Annotated in this window: 16 protein-coding genes and 1 pseudogene; 6 read left to right on the top strand and 11 right to left on the bottom strand. The window is 60.9% G+C overall.

Going from position 1 to position 22,286, the window contains the following annotated elements; genetic code table 11:
* The 5 genes and pseudogenes from R6U20_RS07160 to R6U20_RS07180 all read right to left on the bottom strand — a co-directional run.
* Positions 1 to 1,481, bottom strand: a pseudogene (locus R6U20_RS07160) (hypothetical protein); the annotation flags it as partial.
* A 378-nt stretch (positions 1,482 to 1,859) separates the two neighbouring features.
* The gene (argS, locus tag R6U20_RS07165; protein WP_410337174.1) at positions 1,860 to 3,548 is read right to left on the bottom strand and encodes an arginine--tRNA ligase; all 1,689 of its coding nucleotides are present in this window, start codon (positions 3,546 to 3,548) and stop codon (positions 1,860 to 1,862) included.
* 145 nt (positions 3,549 to 3,693) lie between these two features.
* Complete coding sequence (adhP, locus tag R6U20_RS07170; RefSeq protein WP_410337175.1) at positions 3,694 to 4,710, bottom strand: alcohol dehydrogenase AdhP; 1,017 nt, start codon at positions 4,708 to 4,710, stop codon at positions 3,694 to 3,696.
* 74 nt (positions 4,711 to 4,784) lie between these two features.
* Complete coding sequence (locus R6U20_RS07175) at positions 4,785 to 5,168, bottom strand: DUF779 domain-containing protein (RefSeq protein ID WP_410337176.1); 384 nt, start codon at positions 5,166 to 5,168, stop codon at positions 4,785 to 4,787.
* A 298-nt stretch (positions 5,169 to 5,466) separates the two neighbouring features.
* Positions 5,467 to 6,993, bottom strand: coding sequence for an aldehyde dehydrogenase family protein (locus R6U20_RS07180; protein WP_410337177.1), 1,527 nt, complete (start codon positions 6,991 to 6,993; stop codon positions 5,467 to 5,469).
* A gap of 257 nt (positions 6,994 to 7,250) precedes the next feature.
* On the opposite strand from R6U20_RS07180, the gene R6U20_RS07185 reads away from it, so the two are divergent.
* Positions 7,251 to 8,246 (top strand): helix-turn-helix domain-containing protein, encoded by a 996-nt coding sequence (locus R6U20_RS07185; RefSeq protein WP_410337178.1) that lies wholly within the window; start codon positions 7,251 to 7,253, stop codon positions 8,244 to 8,246.
* A 33-nt stretch (positions 8,247 to 8,279) separates the two neighbouring features.
* Positions 8,280 to 9,935: a lytic transglycosylase domain-containing protein gene (locus R6U20_RS07190; RefSeq protein ID WP_410337179.1), complete on the top strand. Its 1,656-nt coding sequence runs from the start codon at positions 8,280 to 8,282 to the stop codon at positions 9,933 to 9,935.
* Between the two features lie 19 nt (positions 9,936 to 9,954).
* Here the strand turns inward: R6U20_RS07190 and accC are convergent, their stop codons facing one another.
* Positions 9,955 to 11,469: an acetyl-CoA carboxylase biotin carboxylase subunit gene (gene accC, locus R6U20_RS07195; RefSeq protein ID WP_410337180.1), complete on the bottom strand. Its 1,515-nt coding sequence runs from the start codon at positions 11,467 to 11,469 to the stop codon at positions 9,955 to 9,957.
* A gap of 131 nt (positions 11,470 to 11,600) precedes the next feature.
* Here accC and R6U20_RS07200 point away from each other — a divergent pair, with 131 nt between their 5' ends.
* Positions 11,601 to 12,536 carry a DnaJ C-terminal domain-containing protein gene (locus tag R6U20_RS07200; RefSeq protein WP_410337181.1) on the top strand — a complete coding sequence of 312 codons (936 nt, stop codon included), beginning with the start codon at positions 11,601 to 11,603 and terminating at the stop codon, positions 12,534 to 12,536.
* A 54-nt stretch (positions 12,537 to 12,590) separates the two neighbouring features.
* Positions 12,591 to 13,820 carry an alpha/beta hydrolase gene (locus R6U20_RS07205; protein WP_410337182.1) on the top strand — a complete coding sequence of 410 codons (1,230 nt, stop codon included), beginning with the start codon at positions 12,591 to 12,593 and terminating at the stop codon, positions 13,818 to 13,820.
* Between the two features lie 52 nt (positions 13,821 to 13,872).
* Here R6U20_RS07205 and R6U20_RS07210 read toward each other — a convergent pair whose 3' ends face one another.
* From R6U20_RS07210 to R6U20_RS07230, 5 genes are all read right to left on the bottom strand, one after another.
* Entirely contained in the window at positions 13,873 to 14,892 is a 1,020-nt protein-coding gene (locus R6U20_RS07210) for an SPFH domain-containing protein (protein WP_410337183.1), read from the bottom strand.
* A 52-nt stretch (positions 14,893 to 14,944) separates the two neighbouring features.
* Complete coding sequence (locus R6U20_RS07215) at positions 14,945 to 15,859, bottom strand: SPFH domain-containing protein (protein ID WP_410337184.1); 915 nt, start codon at positions 15,857 to 15,859, stop codon at positions 14,945 to 14,947.
* Between the two features lie 115 nt (positions 15,860 to 15,974).
* Positions 15,975 to 16,571 carry an NfeD family protein gene (locus R6U20_RS07220; RefSeq protein WP_410337185.1) on the bottom strand — a complete coding sequence of 199 codons (597 nt, stop codon included), beginning with the start codon at positions 16,569 to 16,571 and terminating at the stop codon, positions 15,975 to 15,977.
* Positions 16,572 to 16,771: 200 nt separating this feature from the next.
* Positions 16,772 to 17,425, bottom strand: coding sequence for an ATP-binding cassette domain-containing protein (locus R6U20_RS07225; protein ID WP_410337186.1), 654 nt, complete (start codon positions 17,423 to 17,425; stop codon positions 16,772 to 16,774).
* 60 nt (positions 17,426 to 17,485) lie between these two features.
* The gene (locus R6U20_RS07230) at positions 17,486 to 18,712 is read right to left on the bottom strand and encodes a hypothetical protein (protein WP_410337187.1); all 1,227 of its coding nucleotides are present in this window, start codon (positions 18,710 to 18,712) and stop codon (positions 17,486 to 17,488) included.
* Positions 18,713 to 18,904: 192 nt separating this feature from the next.
* Here R6U20_RS07230 and R6U20_RS07235 point away from each other — a divergent pair, with 192 nt between their 5' ends.
* On the top strand, positions 18,905 to 20,371 hold the full coding sequence (locus R6U20_RS07235; protein ID WP_410337188.1) for a hypothetical protein: 1,467 nt from the start codon (positions 18,905 to 18,907) through the stop codon (positions 20,369 to 20,371).
* 154 nt (positions 20,372 to 20,525) lie between these two features.
* Positions 20,526 to 21,836, top strand: a complete 1,311-nt coding sequence (locus R6U20_RS07240; protein WP_410337189.1) for a NupC/NupG family nucleoside CNT transporter — start codon at positions 20,526 to 20,528, stop codon at positions 21,834 to 21,836.
* The last annotated feature ends 450 nt before the right edge of the window (positions 21,837 to 22,286 follow it).

The following is a 22,286-nucleotide window of genomic DNA, read 5'->3' on the forward strand; positions in this document are numbered from 1 at the left end:
TCATCATTCTCAGTGAATCCAAACTGGCGGTTCCCGCTTACCGGGTGCGTCCCATCCTCATCGGTGTATACAGTGGAAAATATCCAGTGGCTGGAGGAGTAATCAGTAGCGACAATTGAGCCATTGGCACCTGGTGCCAAATCAATACTAAACATGGTTCCGATTGGATTATTGGCCCATCGGTCTGCTTCGTTTGTCGTGCCCGGATAGTACTGAAAGTTAGCGCCCTCCGCATAGTCGTTTATGTTCATACGCACCTGATTGAGGTACTGCTCGGCGCTCATTCCATCCGGTAGTCCGTTGGCTGATACGGTTACGCTGTAGCGATCCATATTGATTACGGCTCCAGAAGCGTCTTCAAGACGTTGAATTTCGGCGTTCTCGAACAGCGCCTCTGTATTTAGGCGATCAAAGACAGCGTTTGGTATCTCGTGTCCAGCGACATTTTGCCATTCAGGAATGAGATCACAGGGTACATCAAGAAGCGCATACGGGTCTTCTTCAAGCAGCGTCTCAAGTTGCTCCTCAACGGAAGGTTCTTCCTCGGGCTCGTCTTCAGACGTCTCCTCATCGTCACAGTCCGCAGGCGGCTCGGCTGGGGTGGGGTCGTCGGGGTAGTCGGGGTCAAGTAAGTCAGATCCTGAAGCCGGATCCGCATCGGGCTGCGGGATCAGCCAGGTGGGCACATCGCCAGACGCCGGGTGGGCGCTGGTACTTGCAGACCTCGGCCCTTGCAGGCTGCCGCTGCAGTCGGCTCCGTCGGGCGAACTTCCGCCTCCGGGTTCATCGATACCGTCCGGGTCGCTGGGATCCGGCGGCGGGGGAATGTCAATAGGTCCAGCGAATATAGGTATGGTGTCTCCTCCGCCGTCTGCGCTGACGGTTACTTCGTCCATATCGCATTCAGGCTGAGCTATGGACATATTACAGTCCATGTAGTCACCATCGTCCTGCACCGTCTTTGAGGTGACGGCGGCCCCGTCCGGGTCGCTGCTCTGCGAGTTGCCTTGCGCGGTGCTGTCGGAATCCACAAACCGGTAGCCCTCCTCGCCAAACTGGTCATCCAGGTCCGTTTCAATGCGATCCGCAATGAGGTGAAGCGCCTCCTCGGTAGCGGGCACGTTGCATCGTATCCGCGAGGCCATCTGGCGCGTGGTGCTGTCGGCGACTGTGCTATCAGCGGTGGGCTCCAGTGAAAGCGTGAGATCCAGCCGGGCAAACTCCGAATCGGCTTCGGCGGAGCTATCCGCGCTCACACTGTCGGGAAAGGCCAGCGCCAGGTCGTAGGTGCGGTAGCCGTCTTCGGCCTCTGGATCAAGCACATTAGCGGTGCAGCGATACGAAGGGCCGTCCTCGGACGATGCGTGCTGCATTCCGTCGGAAATCAGCGCCACCGAGAGGTCTGAAGACGCGGGCTGCTCGGGCGTGGGATCGGAATCCTCCAGCGGAGTAACCGACGTGTCGCATCCGGTCAGAGCCATGAAAAGCGCCAGCACGAGCACGCCCCATACAGAATGACTCCACCCAGAGCGCTTACAGTGGTGATGCGAGACAGAACGAGAGTGCGGAGAGGGGGAAGAGGATTCTTCCGAAGAGGAAGAAGACGAGCCAACAGGAATAATGGAGAGACGATACAAGCGCCAGAACAACGATAAGAGACAGGCAGCACTACGGACGCAACGGAAGGGATGCGTGCATCTGCACACACGTAGGATATGCCCCCACCGAAGACTTTCAACCGATTCATGTTTTGTTATTGTGAAGGTCTGGGCGCGCCTACACACAACAAAACGCCGAGCCATGGCCTAAAAGCCATCACCCGGCGGTCTTCGCGTTTCTGTTTGTGCGGGGGTGTCTGCCTACATCGACGCAGGCGCGTCAATACCGAGCACGGTGAGTCCGTTGCGCAGCACGGTGCGCGTGGCGTCGGCCAGCTTGAGACGGGCTGCGCCGAGCGCCTCGTCTTCGCCGATAATGTGGCATGAGCCGTAGAACTGCGAGAACGCGGTGGCCACCTCGCGCAGGTACGTGGCTACGTGGTGCGGGGCGCGCTGCGCGGCGGCGCGGTCAATCACTTCCGGGAAGCGGAGCAGCTCCTTGATGAGCGCCGTCTCGTCGTCGTGCGTGAGCAGGGTCAAGTCGGCATCGCCTGCCGCATCCAGCCCAACCTCGGCGGCCTTGTCGTAGATGGAGCAGATGCGGGCGTGCGCGTACTGCAGGTAGAAAACCGGATTCTTGTCGCTGGCCTCGGTGGCCAGGTCCAGGTCGAAGTCGAGATGCGTGGAGGCGCTGCGCATCAGAAAGAAGAAGCGCGTTACATCGGCGGTGACCTCGTTGATGAGATCGTCGAGCGTCACGTAGTTGGCGCGGCGCGTGCTCATCTTGACGGGTTCGCCGCCGCGCACCAGCGTCACGAACTGGTAGAGCAGCACTTCCACGCGGTCGGTGTCGTAGCCGAGGACATCCAGCGCACTGATGACATCCGGATACGTGGCCACGTGGTCGGCGCCCAGCACGTCGATGATCGCATCGAAGCCGCGCTCGAACTTGTCGGCATGGTACGCAATGTCGGGCGTGCGATACGTAGGCTCGCCCGTCTTTTTGATGAGCACGGTGTCCTTGTCCTTACCAAACTCGGTCGTCTTGAACCAGAGCGCGTCATCTTTTTCATAGGTGTAGCCCGCCTCGGTAAGGCGTTCTACGGTCTGTTGCACGCGTTCATCGTCGTAAAGGCGGCGCTCGTTGAAGTAGTCATCCATTTCGATGCCGAGGCGCGCCAGCGTGCCCTCAATCTCGGTAAAGATGACCTCTTCGGCCTTGTCCTGAAACGGACGCAGCGAGTCGGTCGTCAGGAGCGCGGCGCCGTGCTCGTCGGCCAGCTCCTGGGCGATGTTGATAATGTACGCGCCCTGATAACCGTCGTCCGGAAACGACACCGGCACCTCTACGGTGGTGCCATCGTCGTGGGTGAGCGTCTTCATCTCCACATCCGCCACGAGGGCTTCGTAGCGCGCCCGCACCGACTGCGCCAGCACGCGCATCTGCCGCCCGGCGTCGTTGTAGTAGTACTCGCGGGTGACGTCGCATCCGGTCCATTCGAGCAGGTTTGCCACCGTATCCCCCAGCACCGCATTGCGCCCGTGGCCCACAGTTAGCGGTCCAGTGGGATTCGCACTGACGTACTCTACAATCGCGCTTGTCTCAGCTCCGGTGGTGGTGCGCCCGTACGACGATCCGGCCTCCAGCGCGGAGGCAAGTTGGTCGGTCAGATAGGTATCCGCCAGCCGAATGTTGATGAAGCCGGGTCCGGCCACCTCGACCGCCTCTACGCGTTTCGGGTCAACTTGCTCGCGCAGCTTGTCGGCCAGCTCTTCGGCGATGGTGCGCGGGTTGTTCTTGAGCACACTGGCCAGCCGCATCGCGGTGTTGGTGGCCCAGTCGCCGTGCTCGGGCTGCGCCGGACGCTCCAGCTCCACCTCAAAATCGGCGGGGACGGCGTCGTAGGTGTCGAGAATAGCGCGCAGGTGCTGGCGGAGAGCGTCTCGCATAACGGCAGGCAATCATACAAAAGGGCGATGCATACACACAGAAGGTGCATGCACCGCCCAACGTAGGCAGTACAGGCGTATCCCGAAAGACACCCCGGCAGGTTTGCCGAAAAATTAGCCGGTGCATTCGTCAATCTGCAACGAATCAGCGCATGTCGAACACGATGCGCGGCTGCTCCATGCGGCTGTGCAGTACATCGTCGAACGACTCGTTGACGGTGTCGAGCGTGCGAGTTTCGCGGAGCACGGTAGTGTGGCCGTCGGCGTGAAGCTGGAAGACCTCGTCCAGGTCGCGGCGCGTGCCCACAATGGAGCCCTTGATGGTGAGGCCCTGCAGCACGGTTTCGAAGATCGGCAACTGGATGTGGTTCTCAGCAGGCAGCCCCACAAACACGAGGCGTCCGCCACGGCGCAGCGACTGGTACGCCTGCTCAAAGGCTTTCGGCGACACCGCGGTGCTGATGGCGGCGTGGGCCCCGCCCATCTTCTGTAGCTCAGCGACCACGTCATCGCTTTTCGGGTTGAAGGTGTAGGTCGCGCCCAGTTCTTTAGCCAGTTCCAGCTTCTTATCGACCAGGTCGACCGCTGCTACGGTGGCCCCGGCAATGCGCGCGTACTGAATGGCGAGGTGGCCGAGTCCGCCAATGCCGAATACGACCACCAGTTCGGAGGAGCGTGCTTCGGATTCCTTCACCGCTTTGTACGTGGTAACGCCTGCGCAGGTAAGCGGGGCCGCGTCGATCGGATCGACGCCATCGGGCACCTTCGAGACGTACTTACCGAATCCGCGTGCGTACTCAGCGTACGAGCCATCGATGCTGTATCCAGCGTTCTCTTGCTGTTCGCAAAGCGTTTCGCGGCCCGAGACGCAGTGCTCGCACGATCCGCAGGCGTAGGCGAGCCACGGCAGCGCGACACGGTCGCCCTCCTTTACGTTTGAGACGCTATCGCCCACGCGCTCGACAATGCCGATGCCTTCATGGCCGGGAATGAGCGGCATTTTGGGCTTGGCAGGCCAGTCGCCATGCACCGCATGGATATCGGTGTGGCAGAGGCCTGCGGTTTCAATCTGGATGGTGACTTCGTCGTGATCAGGCGTCGGCTTATCGACCTCGTCGATGGAGAGCGGTCCGCCAAACTCGTGGGCAACTGCGGCTTTCATGGTCGTGCACATAACGAATATAGGGTATGAATGAGAGGGAATGCGTAGCAAAAAAAGCGTACTGCCCGTAGGAATTACTCCGCAGGAACAGCGTCCTCGACCTCGACCACATCGTCGAGCTCGTCCTCGTCGAACATGCGCGACTTAGTGATAAAGCGCACGCCGAGCGGGATTTCAAGCGAGAAGCTCGCGCCCCGTCCGGGCTTTACGTCGATGATGAGCTGCATGTACTGCCAGTATTCGTACTGGTCGCGCGCAATGTAGAACGGGCAGTCGTGGATGGTGCCGAGCTTGATGTCGCTCGTGCCCACTCTGAACTCGTCGGCGGGGTAGCACATCGGCTGGGAGCCGTCGCAGCAGCCGCCGCTCTGATGAAACATGAGCGGGCCGTGCTCATCGCGCAGCTCGTCGATTACGTCTTTCGCGTCGTCGGTGACGGTGACTCGGGGAATCGGCATGGCAGGCAAGCGGCAAGGAGAAAGGAAGCGTATATGCAGCAGCCGAGCCGCCCCGAAAGGCGACCCGGCTGTGCATCCAGTAAACAACCGCTGTGTCACACGTGATTGTTTAGGTCATTTGAGCGCACAACATCCCTCCCCCCTAAATCCCCCTCCTCTGAGGGGGACTTCATGAGAGCGCCCTACTGGTTCCTTCCTCCCTGGGGAGGAAGGGTAGGATGGAGGGGAAAATACGCATCTGAACCCAACCTTTCAGGGTTAACACAGCACTACAGATAACGTGTTGAATCTATAGCAGTTAGAAAAAACCCATCGCGTTCTTGTCGTACGAGATGAGCATGTTCTTCGTCTGGCGGTAGTGGTCGAGCGCCATCTTGTGCGTTTCGCGCCCGAAGCCCGACTTCTTGTATCCGCCGAAGGCCGCGTGGGCGGGATACGTGTGATAGCTGTTCACCCACACGCGTCCGGCTTTGATAGCACGTGGCACTTCATAGAGTTCATGCGCATCACGCGTCCACACACCGGCGCCGAGCCCGTAGAGCGTATCGTTCGAGATCTCGATGGCCTCCTCCTGATCCTTGAAGGTGGTCAGCGACGTGACCGGGCCGAAGATCTCTTCCTGAAAGACCCGCATCTTGTTGTGGCCCTTGAAGATCGTGGGCTGGATGTAGTAGCCTTCGCTGGGCATGCCATCGCCGCCCATGCGGTAGGCATCGCCGCCGGTCAGGACTTCTGCGCCCTCGTCCTTGCCAATCTGCAGGTAGTTCAGGATCTTCTCGTACTGATCGCTGGAGGCCTGCGCGCCCACCATGGTGTCGGGGTGCAGCGGATCGCCCATCTTGATGTTCTCAACGCGATCAATGACGCGCTCCACAAACGCATCGGCAATGGACTCCTGCACCAGGATGCGGCTGGGGCAGGTGCACACCTCGCCCTGGTTCAGCGCAAAGAGCGCGGCGCCCTCCAGGCACTTGTCGAAGAACGCGTCGTCGGCATCCATCACGCTCTCGAAGAAAACGTTCGGGCTCTTGCCGCCGAGTTCCATCGTCATCGGGATGATGTTGTCGGAGGCGTACTGCATGATGAGGCGTCCGGTCGTGGTCTCCCCGGTAAACGCAATCTTGTTGATGCGTGGGGACTGCGCCAGCGGCTTGCCGGCTTCGACGCCGAATCCCTGCACGATGTTAATGACGCCTGGAGGCAGAATGTCTTGGATGAGCTCGGCCCAGAACATGATGCCAACGGGCGTCTGCTCAGCCGGCTTCAGCACCACCGTGTTGCCTGCAGCCAGAGCCGGACCCAGCTTCCAGGCGGCCATGAGCAGCGGGAAGTTCCACGGAATAATCTGCCCTACCACGCCCAGTGGCTCGCGCACCTGCATGCTCACAGTGTCCTGGTCGAGCTCAGACACGGTGCCTTCTTCGGCGCGAATGGCCCCCGCAAAGTAGCGGAAGTGATCGATGGCGAGTGGCAGGTCGGCGTTCAGCGTCTCGCGGATCGGTTTGCCGTTATCGACGGTTTCGACGCGAGCCAGCAGCTCCAGATTCTCCTCCATCACATCCGCAACCTGAAGCAGCATGTTGCTGCGCTCCTGTGCGGAGGTGTGGTTCCACGTTTTGGCGGCCTCGTGGGCGGCGTCGAGCGCCTTGTCGATGTCGGCTTTGCGCGAGCGTGCCACGCGGCAGAACGGCTTGCCATCAATGGGCGACACATTGTCGAAATACTCGCCGCCCTCGGGCTCGACAAACTCGCCGCCGATGAAGTTGAGATAGGTATCCTTAAACGTAGGCCGGTCGTAGGCCTTTTTCTCTTGTACAGCTTCCATAGCAACGGTGCGGGTCGATGAGGGTGGAAAACAACGGTAAGCTCTGCTTCGGCCTCCGTCCTTCGGCACCACGTACCCGGAACCGCTTCCAAAGTTTGGAACCGCTTCCATCAGAACGTGACATGAGAATGCAGCGATAGGAGCAGACGAAGCACTCTTAACATCGCCTTCGCAACGTACAATTCACTTGTTAAATCTTCCCAATCTGTTGTATATTCCTCTCAATCCGCTGTATGCGCGTTCTTCTTTAGGGTGTTATGGCTAATCTCGACGCGTTAGAAGCCATCCGCGCGGCTCATCCGCCCACCGATCTCATCGAGAACCGAACGACCTTCGGCGGGCCCGATGCGGAGCTTTCCATCTACGACACCTACAACGAAGCCACGCATGTCCGGCTCCAACGTCCGCACCCGCTTATCTGCGGCATGATTCGCGGTAAGAAGGTTATGCATATTGCATCCAACGAAACGACCCTGTTGGATGCCTCGGGAGCAGAGCGCACGTCTACAATCAGGGATGCGCCGTTCGACTTTATGCCGCACGAAACGCTCGTTTTGCCATCGGGACAGCCGGTGTTCATCGACTTTCCAGAGGCCGCACCCGATGCCCCAACAACCTGCCTGACGGTGGAAATCGACCGCGACCGGGTGCAGCAGGTGGTCGATCGGATGAATCTGCACATGCCGCGTGCTCCCGAATCGGGCTCGTGGACGTACGACGACCTGCGCCCCCAGCACTACCGCCACCTTCCCGATATCGACGAAACGGCGCGCCGCTTGGTGCACGTGTTTACCGAAGACCGCCCGTACAAAGACACGCTCATTGACCTGGGCATTACCGAGTTGGTCGTGCGTTTGCTACGGACTGAAGCGCGGGCCTTGCTGCTTTCGCACAGTGCCGAAGCGGCCAACTCGAATGGACTTGCAGCGGCTATCGAGCATGTAAAGCAGAATCTGCATCGCCGCATTACCGTAGACGAACTCGCAGAGGCGGCGTGCATGAGCACGTCGAGCCTGTATCGCTACTTCCGGAACGAGATGGGCTGCACACCGCTCCAATTCATTACCACCTGTCGCATCCGCCAGGCCAAAACCCTGCTAAGCGTGCCCGATCAGTCGGTTACGACCGTAGCGTACGAGTTGGGATTCTCTGACGTGAGTCACTTCATCCATACCTTTCGGGATGTTGAGGGCTGCACGCCCGGCACCTATCAGCAGCGCCACGCGCCTCACAACTCCAACGACGCGGCGTAGTCGCACCTGTTTGCTCATTCACTGCCAAGGTTGATGCCACGTATTGCACTGCTTGCTACGGTCTTGGGGCTGCTTGTGGGCGGTGCGCTCGTGTCGCAGCACCTGGAAACACCTGCCGAGGCCGCCACTTCGTCGTGGACCGACTGGCTCCTCGACTCGGCCCGCCCCGTGGCCTATGCCAACCCGCCCGTGGCAACCGACTCGCTGTCGGATGCTGAAGCGTGGACGGTCTTGCACCGGCTGCACCAGATGCAGGCCGACCGCCTCGCAGCGCTGCAACGCGGCGACACTGTTGCTGCTACGCGCCTGCTCGATAACGCGCTACGCATGGCCCATACATACACCAAGCGCCCCGGCTTTACCGAACGCGACGACGCCCGTGCCCTGGTGCAAACGCTCAAGCAGGCTTACCGCACGCGTCATGCGCTGCCCGACTCGCTAACGTGGCCCGAGGGCGACATCTACGAACTTCGGCAGTCTCTCTTCAAGGCCGTGAACGCCCCCGACTCGTCATTCAGCACGTCCTCGCCCCTCGTGGAGGATACGCTCCCTGCCGGCATCGAGCACACCCGCACCTCTGTGCCGATGACGGTCAACCCTCCCGTGCAGCAGAGCATCACCTTTTTGCTACGCAACGCGCGCCTGCATCTGTACCCGTGGATGCGCCGCACCGACACCTACTTCCCCATGATCGAGCACATCTTTGCCGAAGAGGAGGTGCCCGACGAACTCAAGTACCTGGCGCTGGTCGAGAGCGGCATGAACCCGTTTGCGCAGAGCCATGCCCGAGCCGGGGGCCTCTGGCAGTTTATGCCGAGTACCGCCCGGAAGTACGGACTTAGCATCACGCCGTGGGTCGACGAGCGCCGCGATCCCGAAAAATCAACCCGCGCTGCTGCCCGCCTTTTGCGCGACCTGCATACCTTCTTCGGCGACTGGCACCTGGCGCTGGCCGGGTATAACTTCCGCCCGGCCCGTGTTAAGCAGATCGTACGACAGACCGAGCAGGAGCAGGGGCGCCCCGCTACGTTCTGGGACATCTACGACGAACTGCCGCAGGAGACGCGCAACTACGTGCCCATGTTTATTGCAACGGCGCTCATTCTGTCGGATCCGAGTGCGTTCGACCTGGCGCGCGTTCGCAACGGCCCCCGATATGCATTCGACCATGTGCCCGTGCAGCACCCACTTCCGTTAGCTCAGGTGTCTGATTGGATCGATACGCCGGTAGCACAGCTTCGGGCACTGAACCCTGAGCTTCGGGGCGATCGCCTGCCCAACACGCCCGAACCGTACTTTGTGCGGCTACCCTACGGCACATTTCCAGACTTTGCGTCTCGCTACGCCTCCTACGCCCAGTCCGACGAAGCGCCCGATTCGCTGCATGTTGCCATAGAAACGGGCGATACGGTAGGCCGCCTGGCGACCCGTCATCAGGTAGACCGAACCGCTATGCCCAATCAGGCTCTGTCGGCGCTGCGTGAAGGCACTCCGATTCCCATTCCCCCAACCACCTACACCGGCAATGTGGCCCTGCTGGCTGATGCAGGAGCCCAGCCGATGCGCGTGCAATACAGCGCCCGCGCCACCCGCCGCCTCAGTCCGCCTGGCAGCGACCGCTTCGAAACCGGGTTGCCCGGCAGTGAGGATTCTACGCTCACCGCGCCCCCGCCCCCGGCACGTCCGTAAACGCTGGGCAAACAGAGCGCTACCGGATATGCCGTCGTCGGCGGCGCCATGGACGTCCGTTTGAGGGGGTAGTGTCTGTCAGTTCCGGCGTGTCTGTTTCGCTGCGTGCGTGTGCCTCCGAGACAGCGGCAAGCGCGGCGTACAGATCAAACGTCGCGTTGCTGGGGTGCAGGGCTTTAGGATCGAAGTAGGTGTCTACAAAGTGGGTTGAGAACTGCCCTGAGCAGAACGCCTCGTGCTGCATCGCAAACTGGCAGAATGGGATGGTCGTGTGCATCCCGGCAATTTCGTATTCATGCAGCGCACGGCGCATCCGCCGGATGGCATGGTCGCGGTCGCTGCCCCACGTGACGAGCTTGCTGATCATGGGATCGTAGTGGATGAGCACTTCGCCGCCTTCTTCCACGCCCGCATCCACGCGCACCCCAACGCCCGAGGGTGCGGCATGGCGGAGCAGGGGGCCAGGGTCGGGGAGGAAATTTTCGGTGGGATTCTCGGCATAGACGCGGCACTCGATGGCGTGGCCGTCAATCGAGAGGTCGTCTTGCGCATAGCCCAGCGGCTCGCCCGCCGCCACGCGGATCTGCTCGGCCACCAGGTCGATGCCGGTAATCGCTTCCGTCACTGGATGCTCAACTTGCAGCCGCGTGTTCATCTCCATAAAGTAGAAGTTGAGCTCCGCATCCACCAGAAACTCGACGGTGCCTGCATTCACGTAGCCACAGGCCTGGGCGGCAGCCACGGCGGCTTCGCCCATTTCGGCGCGCTTTTCCGGCGTTAGGATGGAGGACGGCGCTTCTTCGATCACCTTCTGATGGCGGCGTTGGATGGAGCACTCACGCTCGAACAGGTGAATAGTGTTGCCATGCGCATCCGCCAGAATCTGGAACTCGATATGGCGCGGCTGATCGATGTACTTCTCCACGAACACGCGTCCGTCACCAAACGCGTTCTGGGCTTCGCTCTGTGCCATCTCCATGGCGCGCGCAAAGTTCTCGGGCTCATGCACAATGCGCATACCCTTGCCGCCCCCGCCTGCTGCCGCCTTGATGAGAACCGGGTAGCCAATCTCCCCGGCTTTCTCGGCGGCAGTTTCGACGTGTTCGACCGCATTGGGCGTACCGGGCGCCATAGGCACGCCGGCCTCTTTCATGAGCGTGCGGGCTGCCGTTTTGTCGCCCATAGCGCGGATGGCATCGGGGGGCGGGCCGATGAAGGTAAGATTGGCATCGGCACACGCTTCTGCAAAGTCGGCATTCTCTGACAGAAAGCCATAACCGGGGTGCACGGCATCGGCGCCGCTACGGGCGGCTACGTCGAGCAGCGCCTGCATGTCCAGGTACGATTCGCTGGCAGCCGCCGGACCGATGTGGTAGGCTTCGTCAGCCAGGCGCACGTGGGGGGCGCGGCGATCGGGCGTGCTGTACACAGCTACCGTGCGCAGCCCCAGTTCCTGGCAGGTGCGCATGATGCGCATGGCAATTTCGCCGCGATTGGCAACGAGGACCGTGTCGATCGAAGAGGAATCCGTCATTTCGTCGGTACACCCAGCTATGGCATGAAATATGTGATTTACGTACAGATGCACGCTGTGTATCCCGCACCGTGCATCTCGCAGCATCCCGCAATGCGCGCCCGTTGCATAACAGACGTACTGTTGAACCTATGCCGAACACCACGTACTACGACACCTTGGGCGTCGAGGAAGATGCGTCGGCGCGTGAGATAAAGAAAGCATACCGCCAGCTCGCACGCAAGCACCATCCCGACCGCAACCCCGACGACCCCGACGCTGAAGAGCGCTTCAAGAAAATTCAAGAAGCCTACTCGGTGCTTTCCGATGAGGAGAAGCGTCAGCAGTACGACGCTCAGCGCCGCAATCCGTTTGGCGGCCCTGGTATGGGCGGACCCGGATTCGGCCAGGGCGGCAATGGACGTCGGCAGCGCGTAAACGTCAACCAGGAGTTTGGCCAGGGCGGCCTGGGTGATATCTTTGAGAGCTTCTTTGGCGGGGGCGTCGGGGGCCGTGCGCAGCAGGGCGGACGCGATCCGTTCTCGCAGGCCCGGCAGCAGCAACGCCGCCGTCAGCCCCAAACGCGCGATGCGGAGACGCGCCTGCACCTCTCGTTCAACGAGGCGCTCGAAGGGGGACGCCAGACTGTGGAGCTTCCCTCGGGCGAGTCGATCCGCCTGCGCATCCCCAAGGGCGTACGCTCGGGCTACAAGATCCGCCTGCGCAACCGGGGGCCTACCGGGCCCAGCGGAAAGCGGGGCGATCTGTACGTGACCTTTAAGGTCGGCGATCATCCGCGCTTCCGGCGGGAGGGCAACGACCTGCACCTCACCGAAACCGTGTCTGCACTCGATGCCATGCTCGGCACCAAGCGGCGCATCCCCACGCCATACGGACAGAACATCAGCGTCACGATTCCGGCAGGCACGCAACCCGGCGAAAAGCTGCGCCTGCGCGGACAAGGCGTACAGACAGAGAACGAGACGGGCGACCTGTACGTGCATGTTGATGTGCACATCCCAGAGAACCTGAGTGACGACCAGCGCGAAACGCTTGAATCGGCCGCCCACGATGCCGGGCTGCGGTAGGTACACCGCTTGCCTCCAACCTATCTGGCTCAATCTCTCCCCCCTGCGCGCTCTATGGACGACACCGCGCTGTCGCACCTTCATCCATCCGACATACGTGCGCTAACGCAGCTCCTTAGCGATGCAGTGGTGGGTGGCACTGATGTCACAGAAGCCGTGCACGCTGCTATTGCCGAGCGGGTCGGCATCCGGTGGATCGAGCGCGATGAGGAGCGCATGGGCGGCATTTCGGGACTGGTGTACCGGTCGGTTCGCGGCATCACAAATGGCGTGGCGCGCGTTTCCGATCGCATTTTGCACCACACCGAGCCTCTTCTGGACGACACACGAAGCTCTTCGCGCGAGCGGGACGCGGTCATCGCTATTCTGAATGGCGTACTGGGCGACTACCTGACGGCAATGGGAAATCCACTGGCCATGCCCATGCAGCTGCGTCGGAAGGGACAGCCACTCACGCTTCAGTCTCACCTCGTGGCCCAGGCACTGCCGGACGCCTCTCCGTATCTGGTAGTGTGGATTCACGGCCTGTGCATGAACGACGTGCAGTGGACACGCAGTGGACACGATCATGCCACCGCCGCCGAGCGCGATCTGCCGGTGACGTCGATTATGGCGCGCTACAACACCGGGCTGCACATTTCAACGAATGGAAAGACGATGGCCACGTTGCTGGAGCGGCTCCTGGAGGCCTGCCCTCAGCCCGTAGAGCGCCTGGCCCTAATTGGCCACAGCATGGGCGGTCTGGTTGCCCGCAGCGCCTTGCACTACGCCACCGAACAGGGGCTGCGCTGGCCCCATCAGCTTACCACACTGGTATGCCTGGGCGCGCCCCATCATGGCGCACCGTTAGAACGCGGCGGGGGGTGGATCGACTACCTACTGGGCGCTTCAACGGTATCCGCACCGCTGGCCCGGCTTGGGAAGATTCGCAGCGATGGCATCACCGATCTGCGCTATGGCTACCTGCGCGATGCCGACTGGAGGCGCCTGGATGCACAGCAGGTGGGGCAGGATACGCGCACGCCTACACCGTTTCCTGAACACATCTGGCCGTACCTGATGGCAGCCAGCACGGGCGCGCGCCAGGGGGACCTGAAAGACCGTGTCCTGGGTGATGGCCTCGTCCCGCTCGACAGCGCACTGGGGCGCCACCCCGATCCCGACCTGGCGCTGAACGTTCCGCACGAGCAGCAGTGGGTGGGATACGATATGAATCACTTCGACCTGCTTAGCGACTACGCCACATACCGTGCCCTCCGTACGCATCTGGCGCAGACGCTTTGAGCAGCCCATGCGCACCCAGCAGGATTTTGAAAGATGCTCTGCTTCCTCGCCCTCACCCCTCTTCGGGCTTGCGTTCCGCGTCGGCAGCGTCGTCGTCGGGAATGGAGCCGGGGGCCCCATCACCTTGAGCGTCGGTGATCGCTTCGACCTTAAAGTCGTCGAGCGCCAGCCCGTCGATAATGCGGTCGTAGCGCGTCAGATCGGTGGGCAGCAAGATCTGGTTCTCTCGGCGTCCGAGGTGCGCCAGCGCATGCAGATACTGCTCGGCCAGCTGTAGCTTCACAGCCTCCTCGCCACCTGGCGTATCTACCGCCCGCGCCACCTGTTCGATGGCCTCGGCAGTCGCATCGGCAATGGCCTTGATCTCTTCGGCGCGGCCTTCGGCCTCGTTAATGCGCTTCTCGCGCTCCCCTTCGGACTCGTTGATGAGCTCTTGCTTCTCGCCTTCGGCATCGTTGATGCTCGACTCCTGGCGGCCTTCGGAGCGCGCCACCGTGGCCCGGCGTTCGCGCTCAGCGGTCATCTGGCGCTCCATGGCCTTCTGCACCGTACGCGGCGTGTCGATGTTTTTGATCTCATAGCGATGCACCTTCATGCCCCAGGTCTGCTCAACTTCACTGAGCACTTCAACCACTCGGGAGCTGATGAGCGCCCGCTCTTGGAACGTCGTATCCAGCTCCATCCGCCCGATGACCGAGCGCGTGGTGGTCTGTGCGAGTTGAATGGCCGCCTGACGATAGTTCGTGACACCATAGCTGGCGTTCACCGGGTCCATCACACTCAGGTAGATGACCCCGTCAACGCGAACGCGCACGTTGTCTTTGGTAAAGCAGTCCTGCGGCTCCACCGGAATGGCTTGCTCACGGAGATCTTGTTTGTATCGTACGCGGTCAATGAACGGCACGAGCGCGTGGAAGCCCGCTTCGAGCGTTTTGTGATAGTTGCCAAGCCGTTCCACGATGTAGGCTTCTTGCTGGGGAACCAGCCGGATGGCCTTTAGAAACTGGAACAGCACATATACAGCGAGCAGCGCCAGGATCGCGCCGCTTATCATTTCAACAGAATCGTACATAGTACAAAAGGGGTCAAAGCGTCAAAGTTAGCGGACAGGAAGCCGGGGCGGGTTACGACGGATTCGTTTGGTTGCTAATTTGCGCCGCGCCCTCGAAAAAGGTTTTGAGGTTGGCCGCCTCTACCGGGAGCACCGACACGTTGGCATTTTCGACAATGCCTTCAAACTCTTCGATGTACTGCTCGGTAAGGCGCATCTTGACAGCCAGCGAACCACCGGGCTGGGCAATCGCATCGGCAATGCGCTCAATGCCATAGGCCGTGGCCTCGGCCAGCAGCTCCATCTCGCGCGCCTGCCCGTTGGCCTCATTGATACGTTTCTCGCGCTCGCCCTCCGACAGCAAGATCGCGCCCTGGCGTTTCCCCGCCGACACGTTGATGCGGGCATCGCGCTCGCCGCTCGACTCGGTAATCTCGGCTCGCTTCTCGCGTTCGGCTTCCATCTGCTTCTCCATCGTCAGCACAATGTCTTCCGACGGCTGAATGTCTTGGATCTCGTAGCGCATCACCTTTACGCCCCACGGGTCTGATGCCTTGTCGAGCTCCTCGACGATGGCTTCGTTCATCTCATCACGCTCGCTGAAGGTGTCATCAAGCGTAATCTTACCCACCTCACTCCGCATGGTCGTCTGCGCCAGGTTAATGGAGGCGAGCTTATAGTCATTGATGCCGTAACTGGCTTTGTGGGCATCCATCACCTTCAGGTAGATGATGCCATCAACCTCAACCTCGATATTGTCTCGCGTGATGCACTTTTGATGCGGCACATCGATCACCTGCTCGCGGATCTCTTGGCGATACGCCACGCGATCGACAAACGGAATGATAAAGTGCAGGCCGGGCTTCAATGTTGCGCGGTATTTCCCAAAGCGCTCCAAGATCACCTCTTCACGCATCTCGACCACGATAAACATCTTGAAGAGAATGAAAAGCGCCAGCCCAATCAGAAATAGAACAGCAGTCAGCATAGCAGCAACAAGTCAGAGGGAAAAAGACGGCGGTCGTTATAGCCGTGCGTACGATACACACGGAGGGGGACAGTACAGTGCAGCGTGGTAACGCCAGGCTGTAGCGTGTCTCGCTTTACGATGTACGAGAGGCATTTGAGGAACGTGAGGATGCCGAGCGGTCGTCTTCGGTTGGCGTGTCGGGCTCAGTCTCCGACGGACGCTCGTTGAGCGCATCGGAGAACTCCTCGTCGAGAGCGGCATGATCCACCGGCTCCACAATCCAGGTCAGGTTGTCGCGGTAGAGAATGCGCGCCTCGGCTCCTTTCGGCAGGCGGCCCTCGGTGGTGCGGGCATCCCAGGTGGCCCCGCGAAAGCGGATGCGACCCGCGCTCTCTTCATCGAGCGGCTCCACCACGGTTACGGTTTGCCCCATGGCTTCGGCGTCCTCATCGGTCATGGCGAACGAGAAGTCGCCCCCGAGGTAGCGCACGGCCAGCGGACGCAGCGCGATGGTTAGGCCGGTTGAGACGAACATCCAGACCAGTACCGACACCACCGGATCCGATACAAGCCCAAGCAGGCGCAGCCCAGCGGTAAGCAGGCCCCCCACGCCCAGAAAGAACGCAACGCCACCGGGCAGCACGGTTTCAAGGATCATCAGCAGTACGCCGCCGAGCAGGAAGATCCACGTGAGCAGTTCAGCATCCATCGGAATATCCAGCACTTGCATTTCGGCATAAGGAAAGGAAGTGTAGTGTTGTACGCCCGAACCGCGCGGTCGTGCCTTCCCAATCGACAAATAAACGGGAGCCGGGCTCTCATTGCCTCGCCTCACCAAAACTGCACGTGGGCTCAAGATATGTGATGGATCGGAAAACGTCCAATTGCATCCTCCGAGCAATGCGCACGAAATCCAATGTAGGCATCGGGCTACGCAGAGGGCGTGGGCGTGGCCAGTTCGAGGTGCGTATCGGTGCGGGCGAGCAGGTCGTCGGTGAGGTGGCTGGCAACGACGACGAGACCGCCTTCGTCGCGGAAGGTGGTGAGCGCATCAAGCGTGGCGGTGCGGGCCTGCGTATCGAGGCTGCGCAGCGGCTCGTCCATGAGCAGCACATCGGGATCTGCCACAAAGGCGGCTGCAATCTGCGTTTTCTTGACCATGCCGCTGGAGTAGGTGGCGATGCGCTGCTCGCGTCGTTCATCGAGATCAACGTGGTCGAGCCAGCGGCTCACCGTTTGGGCGCCGGTGTCGTCGGTCCACGCGCCGCGCGAGCGCATGACCCACTCAAGCAGTTCGACAGCCGTAAGCTGTTCGGGCAGTACTGCCGCAGCGTGCACAATGCCCACATGGCTCAGGTAGCGGTGCGGCGCATCGTGAATAACCTGTGTGCCGTAGCGAATGGTACCCTCCGACGGCGTAGCCAGAACCGACAGCAACCGCATGAGCGTGGTTTTGCCGGATCCGTTAGGCCCGGTAAGCACCGTAAGTGTACCGGGCGCAAAGCGATGCGAAAAATCGCGCAGGACCGGAGCCTGGCGTCCGTATCGTTTCGTGACGCCGTCGGCAACGAGTGCATCGGGCATAGCAGGCAAGGGGGTATGGTTAGAGCAGAGACAGCAAGCGTTGATGATTAAAGCCGCCTGTTATGCCAGCTGGCGGCGATGCGCGCCTTCGACACGGGCGGTAGCCCAAAGCGCGGTGCCCAGCGCCACAGCGGCATACAGCGCGACCCACAGCAGCACATCGGCCCCGGTATAAGCACGGCTTAGCCATGCGACTAGTCCCATACTTGCGGCAAACGGTCCCAGCCAGCGGGCGGCTACAAACCAGCGTGTAATGACCCAGTCGCGCGGACGCTGGAGCGAAAGGTGCAGGGCGGCGGGGGCCAGTTCGGGCCGCGTGAGCAGCAGCACCACGCCATTCTGCACGAGCACGAAAAGCGCCAGATAGCCGCTTACGACCATTGGTGCTACCTCTTGATACACGAGGCCCCAGAACAGAACGTGCCCCAGCGCCACGAAGCGCCCCAGCGGCAGCCGTCGGTCGAGCTGGCGCAGCGCGGCCCAGGTGGCCGGGCGCCACCGCGTAGGCACCCAGTATAGACTGCTGTACGGAATGGGGTCGCGGTCGGAAATTCCCATACTGCCCCCCAGCACCTCTTGAAAGAAGGCGTGCGTGCGATAGTAAAAGCGGTCGAACACTGGCACCAGCGGACGAACGCGCCAGGCCGCCCATCCGAGCACGCCCAGCCCGGCGGCGATGCTCAGTCCTGGCAGACCCGCCGTGCGCAGCAGGCCTTCGCCCAGCACCCCTGCAGCCCCCAAGAGAAAGCACCGGCTGGTGCTGAAGAGGTACGGCACCAGGCCGCGGGGTACGCTAAAGCCCGCCCCGCTGGCTTCGCGCATGCGGGCGTACCACTGCCCCGCTGCACCGGTGCTCCAGGCATGCGACACCGGGCCCAGCGCCACCGTATCCGCAAACCCGTAGAGCGACACGCCCGCAACCACGAGCACCCCGTTGACGTGCGGGACCATAGGTCCGTCAGCGAGTAGAGTCAGAAGAATTGCGGGAATCAGAAGCACTCCGGCTGTGGCCGTCCACCGCGTGAGCTGATAGCGCAGCAACGCCTTGGGCTGCGGGTTTAGCAGCTGGATACCCGCTGCCATGCGATCGGGGAAGAGCATGTTCGAGGCTGCTACCGATACCACCGCTGCGCTGAGGAGCGCCCAATAGCGCATAAGCGCGGCATGCCCCTCGGGCGCAGCAGAGAACACCGCTTGTGCCATAATGATACACACCACTACAACCAGAAGTCCATACGCGCCCAGCACCAGCGGAGAACGAGCACGGAGTTGGGCGTACAACGACACAGGGCCTGGGGGTATATGGAACGGCATTAAGACAGGGACGGCTCATGCACGCAAGGCCACAACGGCACGTTCCCGATAGGGCCCGTTCCTAACAGTTGCCGTTCGGCTGCGCATTCGCCTTGACCGGTTTACCTGCGGTTTCAACATACCTCCGGCACGCCGCGCCCCTTCTATCTATAGCGTGTTGTTTTCATGCCCAACGCCACTGCCAAAGCGCTTGAACAGCGTCTCTTACGCTCTTTTCCCCCCAATCAGCCTTACGTGCCCGATGATTGGCGCACGGCGGCTGTGCCGAGTGTGGTGCAGTCGTTCTTGCTGCACCGGCTTCTCGAGAAGCTCGACGAGGTTGTGCACAACATGCGCCAGGAAGAAATGGCGTGGGTCAACGACAGCGACCCTGAACTGGAGTCGGCGCGGGCGGCTTTTGAGGATGCCTTGCGGGACAATGGCCAGATCCCCGAATCCAACTGGGCCCAAATGGTGCGGCAAGCCAGCCACATTGGCATCTCGTACCTGGTGCGCCCGGTGCCCACCGCAACAGCCTATCTGTTTGAGGGACGCGACACGACGCTCTCCGTGGCGTACATCGCATATCGTATGCAGGCGCTGGCCCCGTACGAATACCTGCGTCAGGGATTGGACGCGTTTGCCCGCCACCGCGATGTGCAACGGCTGAATGCCAAGACCTTCCGCGAAACGCTCACCAAAGTCGACCGCCTCCTTACGCAAGACTATTCGGTAGACCGCTGGGTGGATACGCTGGCTCCCCTTTTTGAAGCGGCCGAGGCAGCTTATGGCGATCCAGGATGCCCCGTGCGCGTGCTGCATCCGTTCTTTGCGCACAAAGAGCAAACGGTCTATGCCGACCGGCTTCGCACCCTCGATGACGACCGTATGCTCACAGAAGCAGAACTGCGGGCGGTGCTGATCGGATCGCCGGTGTCGGCATCGCCGAACACATCGGCGTCCTCTGCACCTGCCCAACCCACTGAATCTGCGCCCGACGCCTCCGAGGATTCCTCGTCCGACGCTTCCGAGGAGGCTCCCGATCATCCGTGGGGCGACCGCGCCTCGCGCACTGAGACGGCTCCTACTTCCAATACGGATGCGCCCACGGAAACAGCGTCCCCTAAGGATGACAGCACGCCCTACGAATCCACCTGGGGGGTGCCCAGCCAACCGCGCCCGGTTGAGGCTGAGGAAAATAAGGCCTCTGCGGATGCCTCCTCTTCATCCGCAGAGAACGAAGAGGCGACTCCACTCTGGAAGCAATTTCATGCCTCCAAAAACACGAGCAAGGCGCCAGAGTCCGCACCTTCGGAAGGGGGTACCGCGCGGTGGCAGCAGTTTAAGAGCGGGGGTTCGAATCAGTCAGCTAACGCATCTCCATCCGGAAGCCCCGGCACCGACCGGGTGCAGTCGCTCGAAGCTGCCGTCTTCGGGCAGCCCGATGCCGAGCGTCGTAGTCTGTTCCTGCGGCAACTCTTCAACAACTCATCCGAGCATTATGCCGAGGTGCTCGGCAAGCTCCAGCAAGCCGCGTCGTGGAACGAGGCGTCGCAGATCATTGCGCAAGATGTGTTTCGACGCAATAAGATTAACATCTACAGCGATGCTGCTGTCAACTTTACGAATGCCGTTGAGCGCAATTACCGATGAGAAGCGGTAGCCCCGCATGCGATCCGCGTGAATACCCTGCGAGTGCTGATGTACGATGCGATGTGAGCCCATGAATCCCACTGTCGCATTTGGCATCTTCGTTTCATTCTGTATCTTGTGCGGACGTATTCTCTGCGGATAACCCCACCCTTGTATGTCGTTTTCTGTTGCGTTGCTGCGCGGTGCGTTTGGACTCACCGTGTTTATTGGTATTGCGTATCTGTTTTCCACCAATCGAAAAGCCATTGATTGGAAGCTGGTAGGTTCAGGTATTGCGCTGCAGCTGCTGTTTGCGCTGCTCGTCCTGAAAACCGACCCCGGCGAGGTCGTTTTCGATACGCTGGCCAGCCTCTTTAACACGGTGCTGTCGTTTACCTACGAGGGCTCTACCTTCATCTTTGGGGATTCGCTGGGGAGTCCGGCTGAGGGGCCGTTTGCCTTTCACGTATTGCCCACCATCGTCTTCTTTGCTTCGCTGATGGCGGTGCTCTACTACCTGAAACTCGTGCAGCCGGTGGTGCGCGGCGCGGGCTGGGTGATGCAGAAAACCCTGGGCATCTCAGGCGCAGAGTCGCTGGCTACCGCCTCGAATGTGTTCATTGGACAAACCGAAGCGCCCCTGGCCATCAAGCCGTACGTGAAAAGTATGACGAAGAGCGAACTGTTCGTGCTCATGTCGGGCGGCATGGCCACGATTGCAGGCGGTGTGCTGGCGGCGTATATCGGATTCTTAGGGGGCGAGTCGGAGGCCGAGCGCGTCCTGTTTGCCAAACACCTCTTGTCCGCCTCGGTGATGAGTGCGCCCGCGGCGATCGTCGTGGCGAAAATTTTGATTCCTGAAACCGAAACTCCCGAAACAGCAGGCGAGGGCGAGATCACGTACGAGCAGCCCAGCGACAACATTCTGGATGCCGCTGCCGATGGCGCCTCCGAAGGACTCAAGCTGGCGCTGAACGTAGGGGCCATGCTGCTGGCGTTCATTGCGCTGATTGGCGTGATCAATGCCGGACTCGGATGGCTCGGTGGGCCCACAGTGGGCGGCACGCAGCTCTACGACATCAACACGCTGGTGGCCGAATGGTCAAATCAGCGGTTCGAAGCGCTTTCGCTCCAGTCTATTTTTGGATTTGTGTTCGCCCCACTGGCCTGGGCAATGGGCGTAGAGACGGCTGACATCCTGAGCTTTGGCACGCTCATGGGCGAAAAAGTGGCCGTGAATGAGTTCATCGCGTTTGCCTCGCTGAGCGATCTGCGCGGTGTGATGAGCGAGCGCTCCATCATCATTGGCACGTATGCGCTGTGTGGATTCGCCAACTTCTCCTCGATTGCCATTCAGATTGGCGGCATTGGCGGCATCGCGCCCGAACGCCGGGGCGAAATTGCTGCGCTGGGGCTACGCGCGGTCCTCGGCGGCGCCCTCGCGTCCTGGATGACGGCCACCATTGCGGGCGTGCTCGTGGCGTAAGCCGGTCCTCTGGTGCGATCATATCGCAGCGCCGTGAGTATGCGTTTAGCGACCTGTAGCCCGGGAACCTGTGCCAACAGCTGTAGGAAGAGAGGGAGCAAGAGTGAAGGGGTGGAGCCTCCACGAAAGCAAGGGACGTTGGTGGTAGATATACCCCCTCAACTGTCCTTCTCCCCTGGGGCTAGTCTATGCACACAACCTGGAATAGCTGTGGGCGTCGAATACAAATTAGTGTTCTGTAGGCTGGTGTTCATTTTTGCCTTGATGCAAAAACGAACCAGACGAGCGAAGCGACTCACGAAGTAAAAAGATCAAGGCCCAAAGGATGACCGCAAGGGCCCCTGGAACAACTGGGCCTGACTGCTCCCTCCGGTCCGCTACAATTGATCAAACTCACTCGCAGGCTCGCTCAAACAGGATCAATTTTCGAGCGCGTCCCTCCGGGCTTCG

The organism is Longimonas sp., assembly GCF_046498435.1.
In the GTDB taxonomy this organism is placed as follows: Bacteria; Bacteroidota; Rhodothermia; order Rhodothermales; family Salinibacteraceae; genus Longimonas.

What these genes read in the sequence shown, in the direction of transcription:
- R6U20_RS07205 (WP_410337182.1), top strand. Translation starts at nt 12,591, where the DNA reads ATGGACGACACCGCGCTGTCGCACCTTCATCCATCCGACATACGTGCG.
- argS (WP_410337174.1), bottom strand. Translation starts at nt 3,548, where the DNA reads ATGCGAGACGCTCTCCGCCAGCACCTGCGCGCTATTCTCGACACCTAC.
- R6U20_RS07185 (WP_410337178.1), top strand. Translation starts at nt 7,251, where the DNA reads ATGGCTAATCTCGACGCGTTAGAAGCCATCCGCGCGGCTCATCCGCCC.
- adhP (WP_410337175.1), bottom strand. Translation starts at nt 4,710, where the DNA reads ATGAAAGCCGCAGTTGCCCACGAGTTTGGCGGACCGCTCTCCATCGAC.
- R6U20_RS07175 (WP_410337176.1), bottom strand. Translation starts at nt 5,168, where the DNA reads ATGCCGATTCCCCGAGTCACCGTCACCGACGACGCGAAAGACGTAATC.
- R6U20_RS07225 (WP_410337186.1), bottom strand. Translation starts at nt 17,425, where the DNA reads ATGCCCGATGCACTCGTTGCCGACGGCGTCACGAAACGATACGGACGC.
- R6U20_RS07190 (WP_410337179.1), top strand. Translation starts at nt 8,280, where the DNA reads ATGCCACGTATTGCACTGCTTGCTACGGTCTTGGGGCTGCTTGTGGGC.
- R6U20_RS07240 (WP_410337189.1), top strand. Translation starts at nt 20,526, where the DNA reads ATGTCGTTTTCTGTTGCGTTGCTGCGCGGTGCGTTTGGACTCACCGTG.
- R6U20_RS07210 (WP_410337183.1), bottom strand. Translation starts at nt 14,892, where the DNA reads ATGTACGATTCTGTTGAAATGATAAGCGGCGCGATCCTGGCGCTGCTC.
- R6U20_RS07200 (WP_410337181.1), top strand. Translation starts at nt 11,601, where the DNA reads ATGCCGAACACCACGTACTACGACACCTTGGGCGTCGAGGAAGATGCG.
- accC (WP_410337180.1), bottom strand. Translation starts at nt 11,469, where the DNA reads ATGACGGATTCCTCTTCGATCGACACGGTCCTCGTTGCCAATCGCGGC.
- R6U20_RS07215 (WP_410337184.1), bottom strand. Translation starts at nt 15,859, where the DNA reads ATGCTGACTGCTGTTCTATTTCTGATTGGGCTGGCGCTTTTCATTCTC.
- R6U20_RS07220 (WP_410337185.1), bottom strand. Translation starts at nt 16,571, where the DNA reads ATGCAAGTGCTGGATATTCCGATGGATGCTGAACTGCTCACGTGGATC.
- R6U20_RS07235 (WP_410337188.1), top strand. Translation starts at nt 18,905, where the DNA reads ATGCCCAACGCCACTGCCAAAGCGCTTGAACAGCGTCTCTTACGCTCT.
- R6U20_RS07180 (WP_410337177.1), bottom strand. Translation starts at nt 6,993, where the DNA reads ATGGAAGCTGTACAAGAGAAAAAGGCCTACGACCGGCCTACGTTTAAG.